Here is a 15,871-nt window from a genome sequence, read left to right as displayed (position 1 = left end):
ATTTTTATAATTATTTCTCAGATGAAAATAAGAAAATTAGGTAGAACCGGGATAGAAGTTTCTGAACTAGCATTTGGTGGAGTTGAAATTGGACTCCCTTATGGGTTAGGAGTAAAAAGCAAAGCAGATATGATTTCCAGAGAAAAAGCAATAGAGCTTTTGCATGAAGCTTTAGATAAGGGAATTAATTTTTTTGATACAGCCCGATTATATGGTGAAAGTGAATCTATTATGGGTGAAGCTTTTCAAAATAGGCGCAATAAAGTGATTTTATCAACTAAATGCGCACATTTTAAAGATGACCTAGGAGTAATACCTGCATTTGGCCTACTAAAAAAAAAAATCGACGCATCTCTCCATGAAAGTTTTACTAATTTAAGGACTGACTATGTTGATGTATTTATGCTGCATCAGGGAGATCTAGAAATATTGAATAATGATGATGTGAAAGAAATATTTACAAAGCTAAAAATCTCAGGGAAAGTAAGAGCAATAGGAGTATCGACATATACTGTAAAAGAAACTAAAGAAGCGATTGCCAAAGGATGGGATGTCATACAGTTACCTTTTAATTTAATGGATCAGCGGCAAGGACAAAATTTTGAGTTCTCAAAAGAAAGTGGAGTTGGTATTATTATCCGTTCCGTTCTTTTGAAAGGACTATTAAGTAATAAAGGCATAGGTTTACACCCTGCTTTGCAGGACGTTGAAAAACATATAAAAAAATTTCAAAGCCTTTTAACAAATGAAATCAAAGAAGTTGCTGATCTAGCTACAAACTTTGCTTTGTCATTTGATGAAGTTTCCTCTGTTTTGGTTGGAATAGATAACATGGAATATCTTAATAAAGCTTTATTTTCAGTTTCGAGAAAAATATCAGATAAGATTGATTTTTCAAAAGCAAAAGATCTTGCATACCCAGATCCAGAGTTTCTGGACCTGCCTAAATGGGACAGGATGGGTTGGTTAAATTAAAATAATCTGATTGGGATAATTTATCTTGATCGATTATTTGAAATTTAAGTGGGGGTAGTAATTCCCATTTACCAGTTCTTCCTTTAAGTCCACTTAAACATCATTTTTCAAACCGATGATAAACATTTTAGAGGCTTAAACCGAACTTGCGTTATATTAAGTACACCTCATCAATTTCTTGCGTAAATTAATTTCTTTAGCAACTAAAAGTCTTTCTGAAGGAACTTTTGAATCATTCAGATTTGTTCGATTTCTTGTTTGTAAATGAATTTTTCTTCTATAATAATTGTGTTTAAGACAATATCAATAGTTTAAAGCCTGATAAGTTAAAGCTCTGAACTTTTCTACAATTCCGTTAGGTACTCCTGACTGTAACTGACAGTAAAATAGATAAACCATTTTCTCTTTAGGATCTACCCAATAATAAGTTGCGAAGGCTCCGCCAGCACTAAACGTGCCAACCTGTGCAGGCGACCCAACACTATTTTGATCTGTAACTATCCTAAATCCCAGTCCGAATGGCCCAATAATAGATGGTATATCTTCAATCTGATTAGTTGTCATCATTCTGACAGCATTTCGACTTAATAATCTTTTACCATTATAAACGCCATCGTTTAGAAGCATCTGGAGGAAGATTGCATAATCATAAAGCGTAGAACTTAAACCGGCACCTCCTGTAAAGTAGGTATGTGGTATCAATGGGAAATTAGAAGGAGCTGTTCCATTTAACATTCCTGAATAGGATTTAACTAATTTGCCTTGCTGTGTCTTAGTGTAAAGGTTAACTAAGCGATTTGCTTTATTTTTAGGTATGTTAAAATAAGTATCCTTCATCCCTAGAGGAGTGAATATGTGGGTTTTGAAAAATTTATCTAAGCTAATACCAGATATGACTTCAACTAAACAACCTAAAACATCGGTATTTAATCCATAAGTAAATTTTTCTCCTGGATGGTGCATTAACGGTAGTTTACCTAGGTTGGTCATTGCCGGAAGCAATGACCCATATTTTACTCCTAAACCTGCTGTAATATTATTCTTTGAGTAAATGGCTCTGGCCTCTTTTGATCCAGTTTGTGCATAGTCGATTCCCGATGTATGTGTCAAAAGATCTTTAATAGTAATTTCTCTTTTTGCAGGAACAGTAGTAAAGGTGGTATCTTTTTCATTGAAATTGACTAATACTCTTTGATTTTTAAACGAAGGAATATACATTGAAACCGGGTCGGTTAGTAATAACTTCCCTTCTTCAAAAAGCATCATTATGGCTACACTAGTAATTGCCTTGGTTTGTGAGGCTATTCTGAATATTCCATCTTTCTGTAGGGGTAATTTATTATCAAGATCATTAAAGCCATTTGCCCTATAATAGGCAATTTTACCATTGCGCATAATTAAAGCTGCAGCTCCATTTATGTATCCTTTGTCAATCCATTCATTCATAGATCTATCAAGGCGCTTTAAGCGTTCTAATGAAAAGCCTGCTGCTTCTGGCGTTGAGTTTATGATCGTCTGACTAAAGGCTGATATAATTGAAGAAGACAATAACAGAAGGGTTAATATTTTTTTCATTGATTTATTTGTTTTTTATAATAAAAATGAAATAATAGTAAGTTCAAGTAATAAATGCTATTTTTTGACGTAGCACTTGACTAGTTGTTGATGGGTTAAATTTTCTTACTGTTCTATTGTTTAATTTTGCTTCTTCAAGTTTAACATATTTTTACTAACAATCATAAGGTCTGTTATCTTAGGAAACAATCTTCTAAAAACACGATATTTTCAAACTGATCCAACTAAAGGATTTTGCGCCTGTTAAAATAGATAGTGCTTTCTATTAAGAATAATATCACAAAATTAATTTTGATTTATTGTTATCAATTTCAATTTTACTTTCATAATAATTCACATTAACGTATAGTTTGGCTTGACTACAATAAGGTGATTAATTTTCTCTTTACTTTTCTGTCTATTTAATATTTAGGGACTTAGGTAATTATAAATGGCTGCCTGATATTTTTAAAAAAAAGTGTTATAAATCAGTTTAATAGTAGCATATAGATACTAACTAAATTCTTTACTTTGAAATATTAAGTGTTTTTTAAAATCTACAGAGATAAATAAATATTATTAAACAAATAAAAAAAATGGAGCTATTTTTCAAAAAAATCCACGGATTGAGTAAGATGTGTATTAATCTTTTACTCATCATTTTCTGTTTCCTTCCAATAATTACACTCGCTGATAAATCAGAAAATGTAAAAAATACATTAGGCCATCCACCCAAAACAGTCAATGGGATAATTAGTGACAATAATGGGAATCCTTTGCCTGGTGTAAATGTAAAAATCAAAGGGAGTAATATCGGAACGGTAACTGATTCTGACGGGAAATTTACCATTAATTCATCTGAAGGAAGTGGTTTTCTAGTTATCAGTTTTATCGGGTTTGTAACTCAAGAAATTTCTATAGAAGGTAGATTATCCTTTAATATTAGATTAAAAGAAGATTTATCTCAGTTAGATGAAGTCCTTATTATTGGTTATGGAAAACAATCACGGGAGCTTTTAACAACGTCTGTATCTAGACTTGATAATAAAGCATTTGAAAATGTTCCATTTACAAATGCTGCTTCTGCTTTGCAAGGGGCTGTTAGCGGAGTTAGAGTGCAAAGTACTTCCGGTCAACCAGGGGCTGCACCAAGGATAATAGTTCGCGGAGGAACTTCAATTAATAATCCTAACGGAGCTTCTCCATTATATATAATTGACGGTGTCATCCGCACGGATATGAATGATATCAATCCTGATGACATCGAATCTTTGCAGGTGTTAAAAGATGCTGCATCAACCTCTATATATGGTGCTAGAGGTTCAAATGGTGTTGTAATTATTTCTACTAAATCAGGTAAATCAGGTCAGAATAATGTTTCCTATTCGTATGATTTAACCACCTCTGATCCCGGGAAATTATATGAAATGACAAGCGCTAGAGATTTTTTGACTATTAATAGGTTAGGAGTTTTTGGTGACCCCAAGTTTGGAAATAATTCAGGCAGGTTAACATTGCCAATGGGTTATGGAACAGGAAATGATCTTACAAATAATACTTCATACACTACTCAGTATCTTACTTCGGCTAATGAATATAAATTAAAGGATGGTTGGGAATCAATGCCAGATCCTGTTGATCCAACTAAGACACTTATATTTCAAAATACTGATTTTCAAAAGCTTACATATCAAACTGGTATTTCTAATAATCATAACATATCAGTGTCTGGAGGAACAGAAAAGGCAACATTTAACGCAGGTGTAGGTTATAACAAGGCTCAAGGAACTGTTATTACAACAGCATATGATAGATTAAGTTTCAATCTAAACGGAGATATAAAGATTAGGGATAATTTAAGTGTTTTTTCGCGCATACTTTATTCCAATGCTAACAATAATGTTCCTTATGGAAATACAGATGTTGTGTTTTATCGAAATGCTGGGTTAGCACCAACGGCTAAGTTTAAGTTTGAAGATGGTACATTAGCTCCAGGGTTGAATAGTAATTTTGGGAATCCTGTATATTATATGAATAGTTTCATCCGAGAAAATTCGAATGAAAAATTAAGTGTTTCCGTAGGTTCTCATCTCGATATTTTACCTGGGCTTAGTTTTGATCCTCAGATCTCGCTTTATAATACAACAGGTGATTCCCGTAGTTTTGATCCAGGTTATTGGAATGGACCACTTGCTTATGTTGTTTCACGTAATGCAAGTGCAAGTAATTCAAAATGGAGACAGACACAGGCAGATGCGGTATTCTCATACTCTAAATCTTTTCACTCAGATCATAATCTGGAGGCAAAAGCAGGTATTTCCTATTTTGGAAGAGAATCTTCCTCATTGAGTGCAAATGGACGGAATGCTTCTACAGATTTAATACCAACGCTTAATGCCTCAGGTGAGGCCACCTCTGTAAGTAGTTCTATTTCTAATCAGGTGATACTTGGTTATTTTTCAAGGGTAAATTACAACTATCAGGAAAAATATCTTTTTTCCTTCAATATGAGATATGACGGGGCATCTAATTTAGGATCTGAAAATAAATGGGGTCTTTTCCCAGGAGTTTCGGTTGGATGGAATGTGCATAGGGAGAAATTTTGGGAATCTATCCCACAAGCTTTTTCAAGTTTTAAATTAAGGGGAAGTTATGGTATTAATGGCAATATTGCGGGGCTCGGAGACTTTACAGCACAAGGAGCTTATGGTGTTGGGGCTAAATACGGTGGTTCTGCAGCTATTCAAAATACAGTTATTCCAAATGAAAATTTGCAATGGGAACAATCAAAAACTTTTGATATTGGGACTGATATTGGTATTTTCAAAAATAGAATTAACATATTATTCGATTATTATCGAAGAGTGACTGACAATTTAATTACAAATTTATCTTTACCACAGTCTACAGGTTTCGGAAGTATTCTTACTAACCTTGGTAGTTTGGAAAATAAAGGAATTGAAATTGAATTAGGTGCACAGATCATGTCTAAGCCATCCGGTTTTCAATGGAATATTTCTTTTAATGCTTCTAAGACAAAAAATAAGATATTAAAATTACCATATAATGGTACCGAAAACAATCGTGTGGGTGGGTTTTATCTCTGGGATGCAGCAAAGGGTGATTATGCATGGAAAGGTGGGTTACAGGAAGGTAGCCCGATTGGGGAAATGTACGATCGTAAGCAAGTTGGGGTATATACAACTGATGCAGCTGCAAAAGCCGGGCCGATAGCAACCTACATAGTTGGCGCTAACAAAACACAGTTCGGTGGTGATGTTGAATATTTGGATACAGATAAAAATGGTCTTATAGACTCTCGCGACCTAGTTTACATGGGTAATATGTTTCCCGATTGGACAGGTGGTTTTACAAATTCCATCAGATATAAAAACTTCAGCTTGGATGTTCGATTAGATTATACTACTGGTCATACTATTTTCAATTGGGCCAGAATGGGTATGGATTTGAATGCATATGGAGATGGCAATCTTACTCAAAGGTATGTAGATAGATCTTGGAAGAAACAAGGAGATGTTACAGATATGCCAAGGTCGTACTGGGGTGGGGAGAGAACTCAGCGAAATATTTTTGCCGGAGTAACTACCTCAGGTAATTCTTTATATAATGAATCAGGTAATTTCTTAGCGCTTAGGGAATTAACGATAGGCTATAACATTCCTAGCAGGTTATTGGAAAGGTTTAAAATGAGAAATATGAGGCTCAATGTTACTGGCAATAATCTTTATTACCTTACTAATTATATTGGCTTAAATCCTGAAGAAGGTGGTCAAGATAACGGACGTTATGCAATGCCAAGGAATTTGATTTTTGGAGCGAATATTTCATTTTAATTTATTGATAAATCATGAAAAAACTAAGAATAATTCTGTTGTTACTAATTTGGAGTTTAACAATTCCATCATGTCAAGATACATTGGAGGTAAATCCAACTAGTGTAATTACCAATTCATCCTTTTGGAAAACAGAGAATGATGCAGTTGGAGCTCTAAATGGCATGTATGTAGATTTGAGGTCAATGTCAGAGGCTATATATCAGAACGGAGAACAAAGAAGTGAAATATATCAAGGTGGTGCCTTTGGTGTCGGGGTCTATAATTTGTTATTTAATGATTTAAGCGGAGCCAATCCATACCATTCGGAATGGACTGGGTTTTATAAGATCATTAATAGTGCTAATCTAATTATAAAGTATGTACCAAGCATTAAATTTAAATCTGAGCCTACGAAAAATAAAATATTAGCGCAGGCCTATACAATGCGAGCATATGCTTATTTCAACATGACAAAAACTTGGGGTAATTTGATTATCCGAACCCTACCTACAGAAGGGTCTAATCCTGAGGAAACGATTAAGGAAAGGTCTCCTCAGTCGGAGGTGTTCGCACTAATTAAGGCTGATATTGAAAATGCCATTAAACTTTTTCCTGATAACATTTTCCCTACTGGCAGGTATTTTTGGTCACTACCAGCGGTAAATGCATTTAAAGGCGAAGTGTTTCTTTGGACAGGTAAGAAACTTGGCGGTGGAGCAGCAGATTTTACTACAGCTCTAAGTGCATTGAATCTGGCAGAAACATCGGATGTGATGTTACTTCCACAATTTGGTGACCTATTCCAATATACCAACAAAGGGAATAAAGAAATTTTAATGAGTATAAGATATCAGGATTTAGATGGTCCAACTAATGGATTTTGGCATAAATGGATCATAGGTGGAGCGGTTCCTAGTAATATTGATGCCGAAACTAAAGCTTTGATTAACCCAATAGGTAGTGGACAAGGACTTTTAGTACTTACAGATCTAGTTAGGAAACAATTCAATGATAAGGATACACGAAAGAAAGCATCTTTTCATGAGATTTATACTTATGACGCTAATGGTAAAGCTACTTTTTATTCTACTTTATGTTTAAAAGGGAAAGGCCTACTTACGGGCGGCTCAAGAGTTTTTGTAGATGATATAATACTTTACAGATATGCGGATGTATTATTAATGAAGGCTGAAGCTAAAAATGCCTTAGGTCAAGATCCTTCTCTTGAAATGAATCTGATAAGAAAGCGTGCTTATGGAACTAATTATGCATCAAATGTCTTTGTCAATGGCACTAAAACACAGAATGATGATACTATTCTTAAGGAAAGGCTTTTTGAACTGCTTTATGAAGGTAAAAGATGGTGGGATTTGGTGAGGTTTGACAAGGCATTTGATCTCGTTCCTAATCTCCAAAGCAGAAAGGGCCAGGATTATCTCTTGTTATTTCCTATTTCGAATACTGTTCTTAGTTTGGAACCAAAAGTGAAGCAAAATCCAGGTTATAAGTAAGAAAATTTTTGACTAAAAAAATAATCTGGATACTGTTACAGACTATCAAGCTAAATGAGTTTAAAATTATTATATAATTTATTATAAAGAAAATCATAGAATAAAACACTTAATTACACCAATTTATACCTAAAAAATTAAAATGAAATTAGCTAAACTTTTATTGTCAATAAGTGCGTTTATTTATTGTAATATTTTAGTAGTTCAAGGCGGGATATCAACATCATTAAAATCAAATTTTAATGATAAAATTCTTTACTCTAATGACTTTGGATACAATCCAATTGGTGATAGTACTCAGAGACTAGGAAATAATATCAAACAAAATAAATTAAATGCAAAAGGACTAAATTTTAGGGTTAATATAGATTCTAGGTTTGTTTCTGTAGATAATGTTTGCGCTTGGCCGAACCTGACGGTGTTGCGCGACGGTACGATCATCGCAACGATCTTTAATCAGCCTAGCCATGCTAAGAGAGAGGGAGATGTGGAGTGCTGGGCTAGTACAGATGGCGGTAAATTCTGGGAAAAACGCGGCATAGCTGCTTTGCATGATCCTAATGCTAACCGTATGAACGTCGCCGCGGGCATGGCTAATAACGGAAACCTAGTTGTGGTTGCCTCGGGATGGTCATTGACACCTGCTTCAAAACCGGGTGGTGCACGGGATATTATATCTGTTCTAAGAGCATGGGTATCCGTTTCTTCAGATGGAGGTCGCACATGGAAGGTAAAGAAAGATGCGTTTCCCCTCGCAGAAAAAGATATGACTGAATTTGTTCCATTTGGTGACATTCTTACCGGCAACGACGGGTCTATACGGGTACTTGCTTATGCACAGTCCTTGGACAAAAAAATCAACAAAGTTTCAATGTTTCGCAGTACGGATGATGGAAAAACATGGCGTTGGTTGTCACAAGTCAGCGATGGTCACAAAGTCAAGGAAAGCATGGATGGACACAATGAAACGGCTTTCTTTCACTTAGGGGGAGGAAAATGGCTCGCTGCAGCAAGACGATGGCGAGGTGGACAGGCGCTCGATTTGATCAGAAGTGATGATGACGGCAAGACCTGGCGTTATGATCAGCCTCTGACCCAATCCAATCAGCATCCGGCACATTTGCTTCGACTCAATAATGGCCATTTGCTTTTAACTTATGGTAATAGAATTCCAGGTCAGTTCGGTGTGGCAACTAAAATTAGTCAGGATGAAGGGATGACCTGGAGCAATGAGTTTTTGGTTATTGATGATCTAAAAAGTGGCGATAGTGGTTACCCTTCCAGTGTGCAGCTTCCTGATGGGAAAATTATGACTGCCTATTATTCAGTTGGAGTAGCCTCTCATCAGCGTTATCATATGGGAACAGTAATTTGGAGCCTACCTTCTCAGATAAAATAAAATTCTGGAGAGTTGATTAGCATGATAATTAAATGTTTAACATTTTCAGGTAAAGTGCTGATGATTAATTAAATTGTCATCTATCATCAATTCAGATAAATAAATTAGTCTGTGCGAACTATATAACTATCGAGTGAAAAACGAAGTGTAAAACTTGAAATGACAAATCAATTTTCAATCAATAAGCGCTATCGCACTTGCATACTTGCCGCTTGTTGTGTGCCGTGGACGGAGGAATTCGCCTTTGCCGAGGAGATTTTCCGGAGCCAGATACGTCATCTGATTGGGCATGGTATTTCCGATCTCTACATTTTCGGGACAGCAGGTGAAGGCTATGCAGTTACTGAAACTCAGTTTGATGATATTATAGAGGTCTTTCAAGATGAAACTCGCGGGGATGGAGTGCAGGGAATGATTGGTGTGATCAGCTTATCTTTACCAACGATCATTGAGCGAATCGAACGTGCACGAGAAATGGGCGCACGCAGATTTCAGTTGAGCCTACCAAGCTGGGGTGTTTTGCGGGACTCAGAACTTGATGTTTTTTTTCGTGAAACTTGCGGTAGGTTTTCTGATTGTGAGTTTCTCCACTATAACCTCCAGCGCACAGGTCGTATCATTACCGGCGCAGAGTATAATCGACTAGCAGAACAGCACCCGAACTTGGTCGCCACAAAGAACAGTACGACCGACAAGCAACGCCTGCACACTTTACTAACCGAAGCACCACAGCTTCAACATTTTATTACCGAGGCGGGGTTTGCTGAAGCCGCGATGATGGGTGAATGCGGCCTGCTGATCTCGGTGGCCAACACCAACATTGCTCTCGGCCGGACTTACTTCGAGGCTGGCCGTCGCCGCGATGGAGCAACTCTTGCCGAAACCGGACGCGAAGCTAGCCAGCTAATCGCTGAACTGTTAAAACTTGTTGGCTCCGATACGCATATGGACGGCGCGTTCGATAAGTTGTTTTGCCGTGTCAACGATCCCCAGTTTCCTCTGCGCTTATTACCGCCCTACGAGGGAGCTAATGAAGCCGTTTTCGAACAATTCGTCGAACTATTGAAGAAAAAATATCCACGCTGGAATATGTGAATTCTTTGATAGTCAGAGGATATGTGAATTGTAAGGGAGAGAAGTGATTTTGAAAATAATATAGTTCAATTTAGACCTGTTCTCAAATCTGCATCAACTAATTCTACTGCCTTAAATTTCACCAGTATATGTTTTATTCTATAAGGTATTCTGAAAAAAAATATCATAAATCAGGCTAATAGTGGTGGGAATGTCTATATAGAAGGTTTAGTTTTATAAATATTAAAAATAAGTAAGGACCTAATGCAATTTTAAACTACTAAATCAGACAAATTATGAAACTGTTTTTTACCAAATTTCATGCATTTACCAAAAGATGTTGTAATATTTCATTACTGATTTTTTGTTTAATTTCATCTGTAACATTTGCAACATCAATTGTAAAAGAGAAAGTACCGTATTTAAAAGCCTATGAATTTCAAGGCTTCGGGGATACTATTCATGGCGTTCGCAAAATAAAAGATGTTGTAATCTATGAAGATGCCATGTTCTACTCTTCATTCCCATCGGTAGTAAAACGACCCGATGGGCAAGTACTAGTCGCTTTCCGGCGGGCTCCGGATCGTAAAATCTTTAGCGAAAAAGGTACTGGCCATACAGATCCTAATAGCTATCTGGTGATGGTTCGTTCAGATGATGGTGAGACATTTACCAAAGAACCTGAATTAATCTATGCACATCCGTATGGCGGCTCACAGGATCCCTGTTTACTGCAGTTACGTGACGGAACACTGCTTTGTGCAAGTTACGGCTGGGCTTTTGTCCGTCCGGATGGTTTACCGAACCTCAAAAAACCTGTCTTCCAGTCAGGGGATGCCACATTTCTTGGTGGGTATCTTGTTCGTTCTGCAAATGGAGGAAAAACTTGGCAAGCACCAATTTATCCTCCTCATATAGAGCCTGAAGTTAACTTTAATGCTTATGGAACGCCGGTGCCTGCATATAACCGGGGTGCTTTATACGAAGGGAAAAGCGGACGCATTTTTTGGGCAGTAGCAGCTTCAGATGCTTCGAAAAAAACTTCTGTACATTTAATTACTTCTAACGATAAAGGGCTGACATGGAATTACTCAAGTCCTATTGCCGTTGATTCAAAGGTGGCCTTCAATGAAACATCTGTTTATGAAACTCCAAAAGGAGATATTCTGGCTTTCTTGCGTACAGCTAATTTCGATGATCAGGCATGTATAGCCCGTTCAACAGATGGTGGAAAAACGTTTAGTAAATGGGAATCTATGGGCTTTCAGGGACATCCTTTAAATGCTTTGCGTTTGCCCGATAACCGGGTTTTACTTACTTATGGCTATCGTCACAAGCCTTTTGGGATTCGTGCCCGGATTCTTAATGCTGAGTGTACAGACTTTGCAACAGCACCAGAATTTGTGTTACGGGATGATGGAGGCAGTGGAGACATAGGATATACCTGGCCCGTACAATTGGATAAAAAGCGCGTGATGGTGGTTTATTATTTCAATAAAGATAATGGTACACGTCATATTGCCGGGACTATTCTAGAAATTAAGTAAATTAAATTTGCACCTATGGTAGCTTAGATAATCATCAGAAGTAAATTCCAAAGGGTTATTAGAGATAAAGGCATTTTTGTTATCTATATTAAAATTACATATTAAATGAAATCAACAGTTATAAGATACGTTATCATTTTAATCGCGCTATTCAATTTTGATTATGCAATAGCGGAAAATTTGAAACTTCGTGACACTATTGAAGTATCCAAAATATGGGATCAGGGGGTACATCAGGCTTTTACCGATTTAATTCGATTTAATGGGGCATTTTACTGCTCTTTTAGGGAAGGCAAGAACCATGTTGGAGCAGAAAATAATGGTAAAGTTAGGATACTCAAATCGACAGATGGAAATGATTGGCAAAGTGTGGTATTGCTTGAACTAAATGGATTGGATCTACGCGATCCGAAACTATCTTTAACACCGGATAATAGAATTATGATTACCCTAGCTGGGGCTATTTTTGAAAATGGATTAATGAAAATGCTGATTCCTATGGCGTCCTTTTCTGACAAAAAGGGATTGAATTTTTCACTTCCTGATAAAGTAATTCTTGATCCTACAATAAAACCTAGTCTGGATTGGATTTGGAGGGTTACATGGCATGATAAGATTGGGTATGGTATTAACTATCAGCTCAAGGAAAATGCCAGAGATCGTTCGACTCTAAAAAAAGACGCATGGGTTTTGTACCTTATGAAAACCACTAACGGAATAAATTTTGAAAATATTTCTGAACTTGATGTAATGGATCTCCCTAACGAATCGACTATACGTTTTGATAAGAATGGCAAAATGTATGTACTTATCCGGCGTGAGGCTGGCAACAAGTTGGGAGTAATTGCCGAAAGCAATCCACCATATAAAGAATGGAAATATACTCCAATAACCTTTAGACTGGGTGGCCCTAATTTTATTTTCTTAAATAATAAAAAATTGCTGATAGGAACAAGAATGTTTCACCCTGAAGCATCTATGGGTTTTTATACTACGGACCTAAAGGGAAGTGTAATCAATAGCTTAAAATTGCCAAGTGGAGGTGATACCAGCTATCCAGGTATGCTAGTTTATAAAAATAAGCTTTGGGTTTCCTATTATTCTAGTCACCAGGGAAAAACAAGTATTTACCTGGCAAAGATCCCTCTTGGCAGCTTATTAAACTAGTTTTAGCCTGGTTTTATTATAATTGGACTATTGGCATATAGTCTCTCTCATCTTGATGCGTAATTATAATTGGGTTTTATTATTTCAGGCAGATCTTGTATTCTGAGGGTACCATTAGATAATATTTGTATGCTGTTGGTTTACTATTTCAATATATATAGATTATGACATGTCTCATATTGCAGGCACTATTTTGAAAATTATTTGAGCTAGGATGACTCTGACCTTGTAGAAATTTAATTAATTTACTTGATGAAATATTCTCATTTTATACCTGAAAAGGACTTTGAATTGGCTTCATGTCTCGATGGGTTTCTTCCTCAAGAAATTTTTGACATCCATGCTCATCCTTATAATCCGGTTAATTTTTCCGTGGATGCATTCCCCTTTTTAAAAGATGCCGGTATCTTAGGTTGCGCCGAACATCGAAATACATTGTTGAAATATATGCCTACGAAGACAATTCATGGACTTTACTTTGGACTGCCCCATCGAAGCGCAGCCCGAGATGACATGAACAAATGGGTAAGAGAAGAAACCAATTTGAATGGCTCAGCACTCAGTCGAACTTTGAAAGTTGTAACACCCAATGACGATCCTATCCAGACTTCCGATGAGCTTCGAAATGGTTTATTTTGTGGCTTAAAGGTTTATCATATTTATGCATCCCGCCCGGATACGATGAATGCATCAATTACCGAATATGCTCCAGAATGGATGTGGGAAGTATTACATGAAACGCATGGTATTATGATGCTTCACATTGTTCGTAATGATGCAATTGCTGATCAAGATAATCAGCGGGAAATCCGCCGGCTTTGTCAGACCTATCCACACGTCCGACTAATACTTGCACATATAGCCAGGAGTTTTAATTATCGGAATGCCCGTGGCGGTTTACATATGCTGGCCGATCTTGAAAATGTAGTTGTGGATACTTCTGCCATTTGTGAATCCGAATCGTTTCGCGCGGCCCTAGGTGTATTCGGCCCTCGCCGGATCTTATGGGGTTCTGATTTTCCAGTAAGCGAAATGCGTGGCCGTTGTATCACAACCGGATCAAATTTTTACTGGCTTCATCCGGAGGTGCTCAGGCCAGATTTCAAGCCAGCTACTGAAACTGAAATGACCCTGATTGGAATAGAATCGCTGGTAGCCTTAAAAGAGATGTGTGATGATGCAGGGCTGACCCATGGGGACATAAACGATATTTTTTTTAACAATGCTTTGCGATTGCTTAAACCGCATCTTCCGACCGAAGTAGCCCAAACTGAGGAAACTGGGCCGGAGTTGTGGAAGCGTGCCCGTACGGTAATTTCAGGTGGCACGGGCTTGCTCTCCAAGCGTTCTGAGATGTTTGATGCGGCTTCATGGCCATCTTATTTCTCTCGATGTTCAGGCTGCGAAGTATGGGATTTGAATGACCGACGTTATATTGATTTTGCTGGGGGTATAGGAGCCGTGCTTTTGGGTTATGCAGATCCTGACGTTGATTCAGCCGTTACTAAACGAATATCTGCTGGCACCTATTGTTCCCTAGTAAATCCACAGGAAGTTGAGCTGGCTGAAACGCTGCTAGAACTCCATCCATGGGCGGGCAAGGTTCAGTTTGCACGGAGTGGAGGCGAAGCAATGGCAGTTGCAGTTCGTATTGCAAGAGCGGCCACTGGTCGTAGTGGCATAGTATTTTGCGGTTATCATGGCTGGCATGATTGGTACTTGGCAGCTAACCTTGGTGAAACTAATGCGCTCGATGGGCACCTATTACCAGGCTTGGAACCCAAAGGGGTACCGCGGGAATTGCAGGGGACATCTGTTCCCTTTATTTACAATGACCTGGAATCTCTGGATAAGGCACTTGAGCTACTAGAAGGGAACCTGGCTGCAGTTGTCATGGAGCCAATGCGTTCTCAATTACCTACAGATAATTTTGTTGGTCGTGTGGCCGAAAAATGCCTTGCCGCTGGTGCTGTGTTTATCGTTGATGAAATAACCAGTGGACTTCGTTATGGGTTTCCAGGTGCATTGTCCAGAGTGGGGCTTGATCCGGATATTGTGGTGTATGCAAAAGCGATGAGTAACGGTTTTCCATTTGCAGCTATTATTGGCCGTAATGAAATCATGTCTGAAGCAGGAGCTAGTTTTATTTCATCAAGTTACTGGACTGATGGAATTGGAACAGCAGCAGCTTTGGCAGTTCTTGAAAAAATGAAACGTTTGAATGTGCAGCAAGTTGTTTGGGAACGTGGTATTAAATTGCAGGAGGCGCTTAAAAATCTTGCTGGTTGTCATCCTTCCTGCAAATTGCTCATTGGCGGCATGCCTGCAACACCTACAATGACCTTTCAGCTTGGAAAGGAATCACTTGCCGCTAAGACTCTTTATACACGAAAGATGCTCGAACATGGGTTTTTAGTTTCATCAACATTTTACTTAATGTATGCACATGAGGAACAATATATTGCTAAACTAATTGATGTACTTGATATAGTTCTCGGTGAAATTGAGCAGGTTATCGCCGCTGGCCAACTCATTGATAAGGAACTGGGTAACCAGAGCCAACCTGGCTTTGCACGTTTAGCATAATTTTGGTAAGCAGTTTCCTTTCAATCCTATGTATGTTAGGTAGTATTAATAATTTGCTTTCGCAGTGAAAAAAGGGGACATTAATCCATTAATTGTCTAGTTGGATTTTCTCCAGTAAACTTACTTACAATAGTGCAAAACTTGGTATCATAGGACTTAACAAAGCAGCGGCCTTTGAAGGTGCTGTTAATAATATTATAATAATTAACTGAATTTTATTTA

At 37.6% G+C, this 15,871-nt stretch carries 9 protein-coding genes; 8 read left to right on the top strand and 1 reads right to left on the bottom strand.

Annotated elements, in window-relative coordinates:
* The first annotated feature begins 21 nt into the window (after window positions 1-21).
* The gene (locus tag ACIQZ6_RS05925; RefSeq protein WP_395809140.1) at window positions 22-975 is read left to right on the top strand and encodes an aldo/keto reductase; all 954 of its coding nucleotides are present in this window, start codon (window positions 22-24) and stop codon (window positions 973-975) included.
* 303 nt (window positions 976-1,278) lie between these two features.
* On the opposite strand, the gene ACIQZ6_RS05920 is transcribed toward ACIQZ6_RS05925, so the two are convergent.
* Window positions 1,279-2,550, bottom strand: a complete 1,272-nt coding sequence (locus ACIQZ6_RS05920) for a serine hydrolase domain-containing protein (RefSeq protein WP_395809138.1) — start codon at window positions 2,548-2,550, stop codon at window positions 1,279-1,281.
* A gap of 575 nt (window positions 2,551-3,125) precedes the next feature.
* Between ACIQZ6_RS05920 and ACIQZ6_RS05915 the strand changes: the two genes are divergently transcribed.
* From ACIQZ6_RS05915 to ACIQZ6_RS05885, 7 genes are all read left to right on the top strand, one after another.
* A complete protein-coding gene (locus tag ACIQZ6_RS05915; protein WP_395809136.1) occupies window positions 3,126-6,383 on the top strand; it encodes a SusC/RagA family TonB-linked outer membrane protein in 3,258 nt (1,085 codons plus the stop codon).
* A gap of 14 nt (window positions 6,384-6,397) precedes the next feature.
* A complete protein-coding gene (locus ACIQZ6_RS05910; RefSeq protein ID WP_395809134.1) occupies window positions 6,398-7,876 on the top strand; it encodes a RagB/SusD family nutrient uptake outer membrane protein in 1,479 nt (492 codons plus the stop codon).
* A 163-nt stretch (window positions 7,877-8,039) separates the two neighbouring features.
* Window positions 8,040-9,275: a sialidase family protein gene (locus tag ACIQZ6_RS05905; RefSeq protein WP_395809132.1), complete on the top strand. Its 1,236-nt coding sequence runs from the start codon at window positions 8,040-8,042 to the stop codon at window positions 9,273-9,275.
* A gap of 159 nt (window positions 9,276-9,434) precedes the next feature.
* Window positions 9,435-10,370, top strand: coding sequence for a dihydrodipicolinate synthase family protein (locus tag ACIQZ6_RS05900; protein ID WP_395809130.1), 936 nt, complete (start codon window positions 9,435-9,437; stop codon window positions 10,368-10,370).
* 275 nt (window positions 10,371-10,645) lie between these two features.
* The gene (locus ACIQZ6_RS05895; RefSeq protein WP_395809128.1) at window positions 10,646-11,896 is read left to right on the top strand and encodes a sialidase family protein; all 1,251 of its coding nucleotides are present in this window, start codon (window positions 10,646-10,648) and stop codon (window positions 11,894-11,896) included.
* A gap of 105 nt (window positions 11,897-12,001) precedes the next feature.
* Window positions 12,002-13,063: a hypothetical protein gene (locus ACIQZ6_RS05890; RefSeq protein ID WP_395809126.1), complete on the top strand. Its 1,062-nt coding sequence runs from the start codon at window positions 12,002-12,004 to the stop codon at window positions 13,061-13,063.
* 252 nt (window positions 13,064-13,315) lie between these two features.
* Complete coding sequence (locus tag ACIQZ6_RS05885) at window positions 13,316-15,649, top strand: aminotransferase class III-fold pyridoxal phosphate-dependent enzyme (RefSeq protein ID WP_395809124.1); 2,334 nt, start codon at window positions 13,316-13,318, stop codon at window positions 15,647-15,649.
* Window positions 15,650-15,871 lie beyond the last annotated feature (222 nt).

It is taken from the genome of Daejeonella sp. (assembly GCF_044348475.1).
GTDB lineage: Bacteria > Bacteroidota > Bacteroidia > Sphingobacteriales > Sphingobacteriaceae > Daejeonella.
The sequence above is the reverse complement of the archived record's forward strand: the minus strand, read 5'-3'. Positions and strand labels throughout refer to the sequence as shown.

Coding starts and splice junctions, on each gene's coding strand:
- ACIQZ6_RS05885 (WP_395809124.1), top strand. CDS start 13,316: ATGAAATATTCTCATTTTATACCTGAAAAGGACTTTGAATTGGCTTCA.
- ACIQZ6_RS05900 (WP_395809130.1), top strand. CDS start 9,435: ATGACAAATCAATTTTCAATCAATAAGCGCTATCGCACTTGCATACTT.
- ACIQZ6_RS05890 (WP_395809126.1), top strand. CDS start 12,002: ATGAAATCAACAGTTATAAGATACGTTATCATTTTAATCGCGCTATTC.
- ACIQZ6_RS05915 (WP_395809136.1), top strand. CDS start 3,126: ATGGAGCTATTTTTCAAAAAAATCCACGGATTGAGTAAGATGTGTATT.
- ACIQZ6_RS05895 (WP_395809128.1), top strand. CDS start 10,646: ATGAAACTGTTTTTTACCAAATTTCATGCATTTACCAAAAGATGTTGT.
- ACIQZ6_RS05925 (WP_395809140.1), top strand. CDS start 22: ATGAAAATAAGAAAATTAGGTAGAACCGGGATAGAAGTTTCTGAACTA.
- ACIQZ6_RS05920 (WP_395809138.1), bottom strand. CDS start 2,550: ATGAAAAAAATATTAACCCTTCTGTTATTGTCTTCTTCAATTATATCA.
- ACIQZ6_RS05910 (WP_395809134.1), top strand. CDS start 6,398: ATGAAAAAACTAAGAATAATTCTGTTGTTACTAATTTGGAGTTTAACA.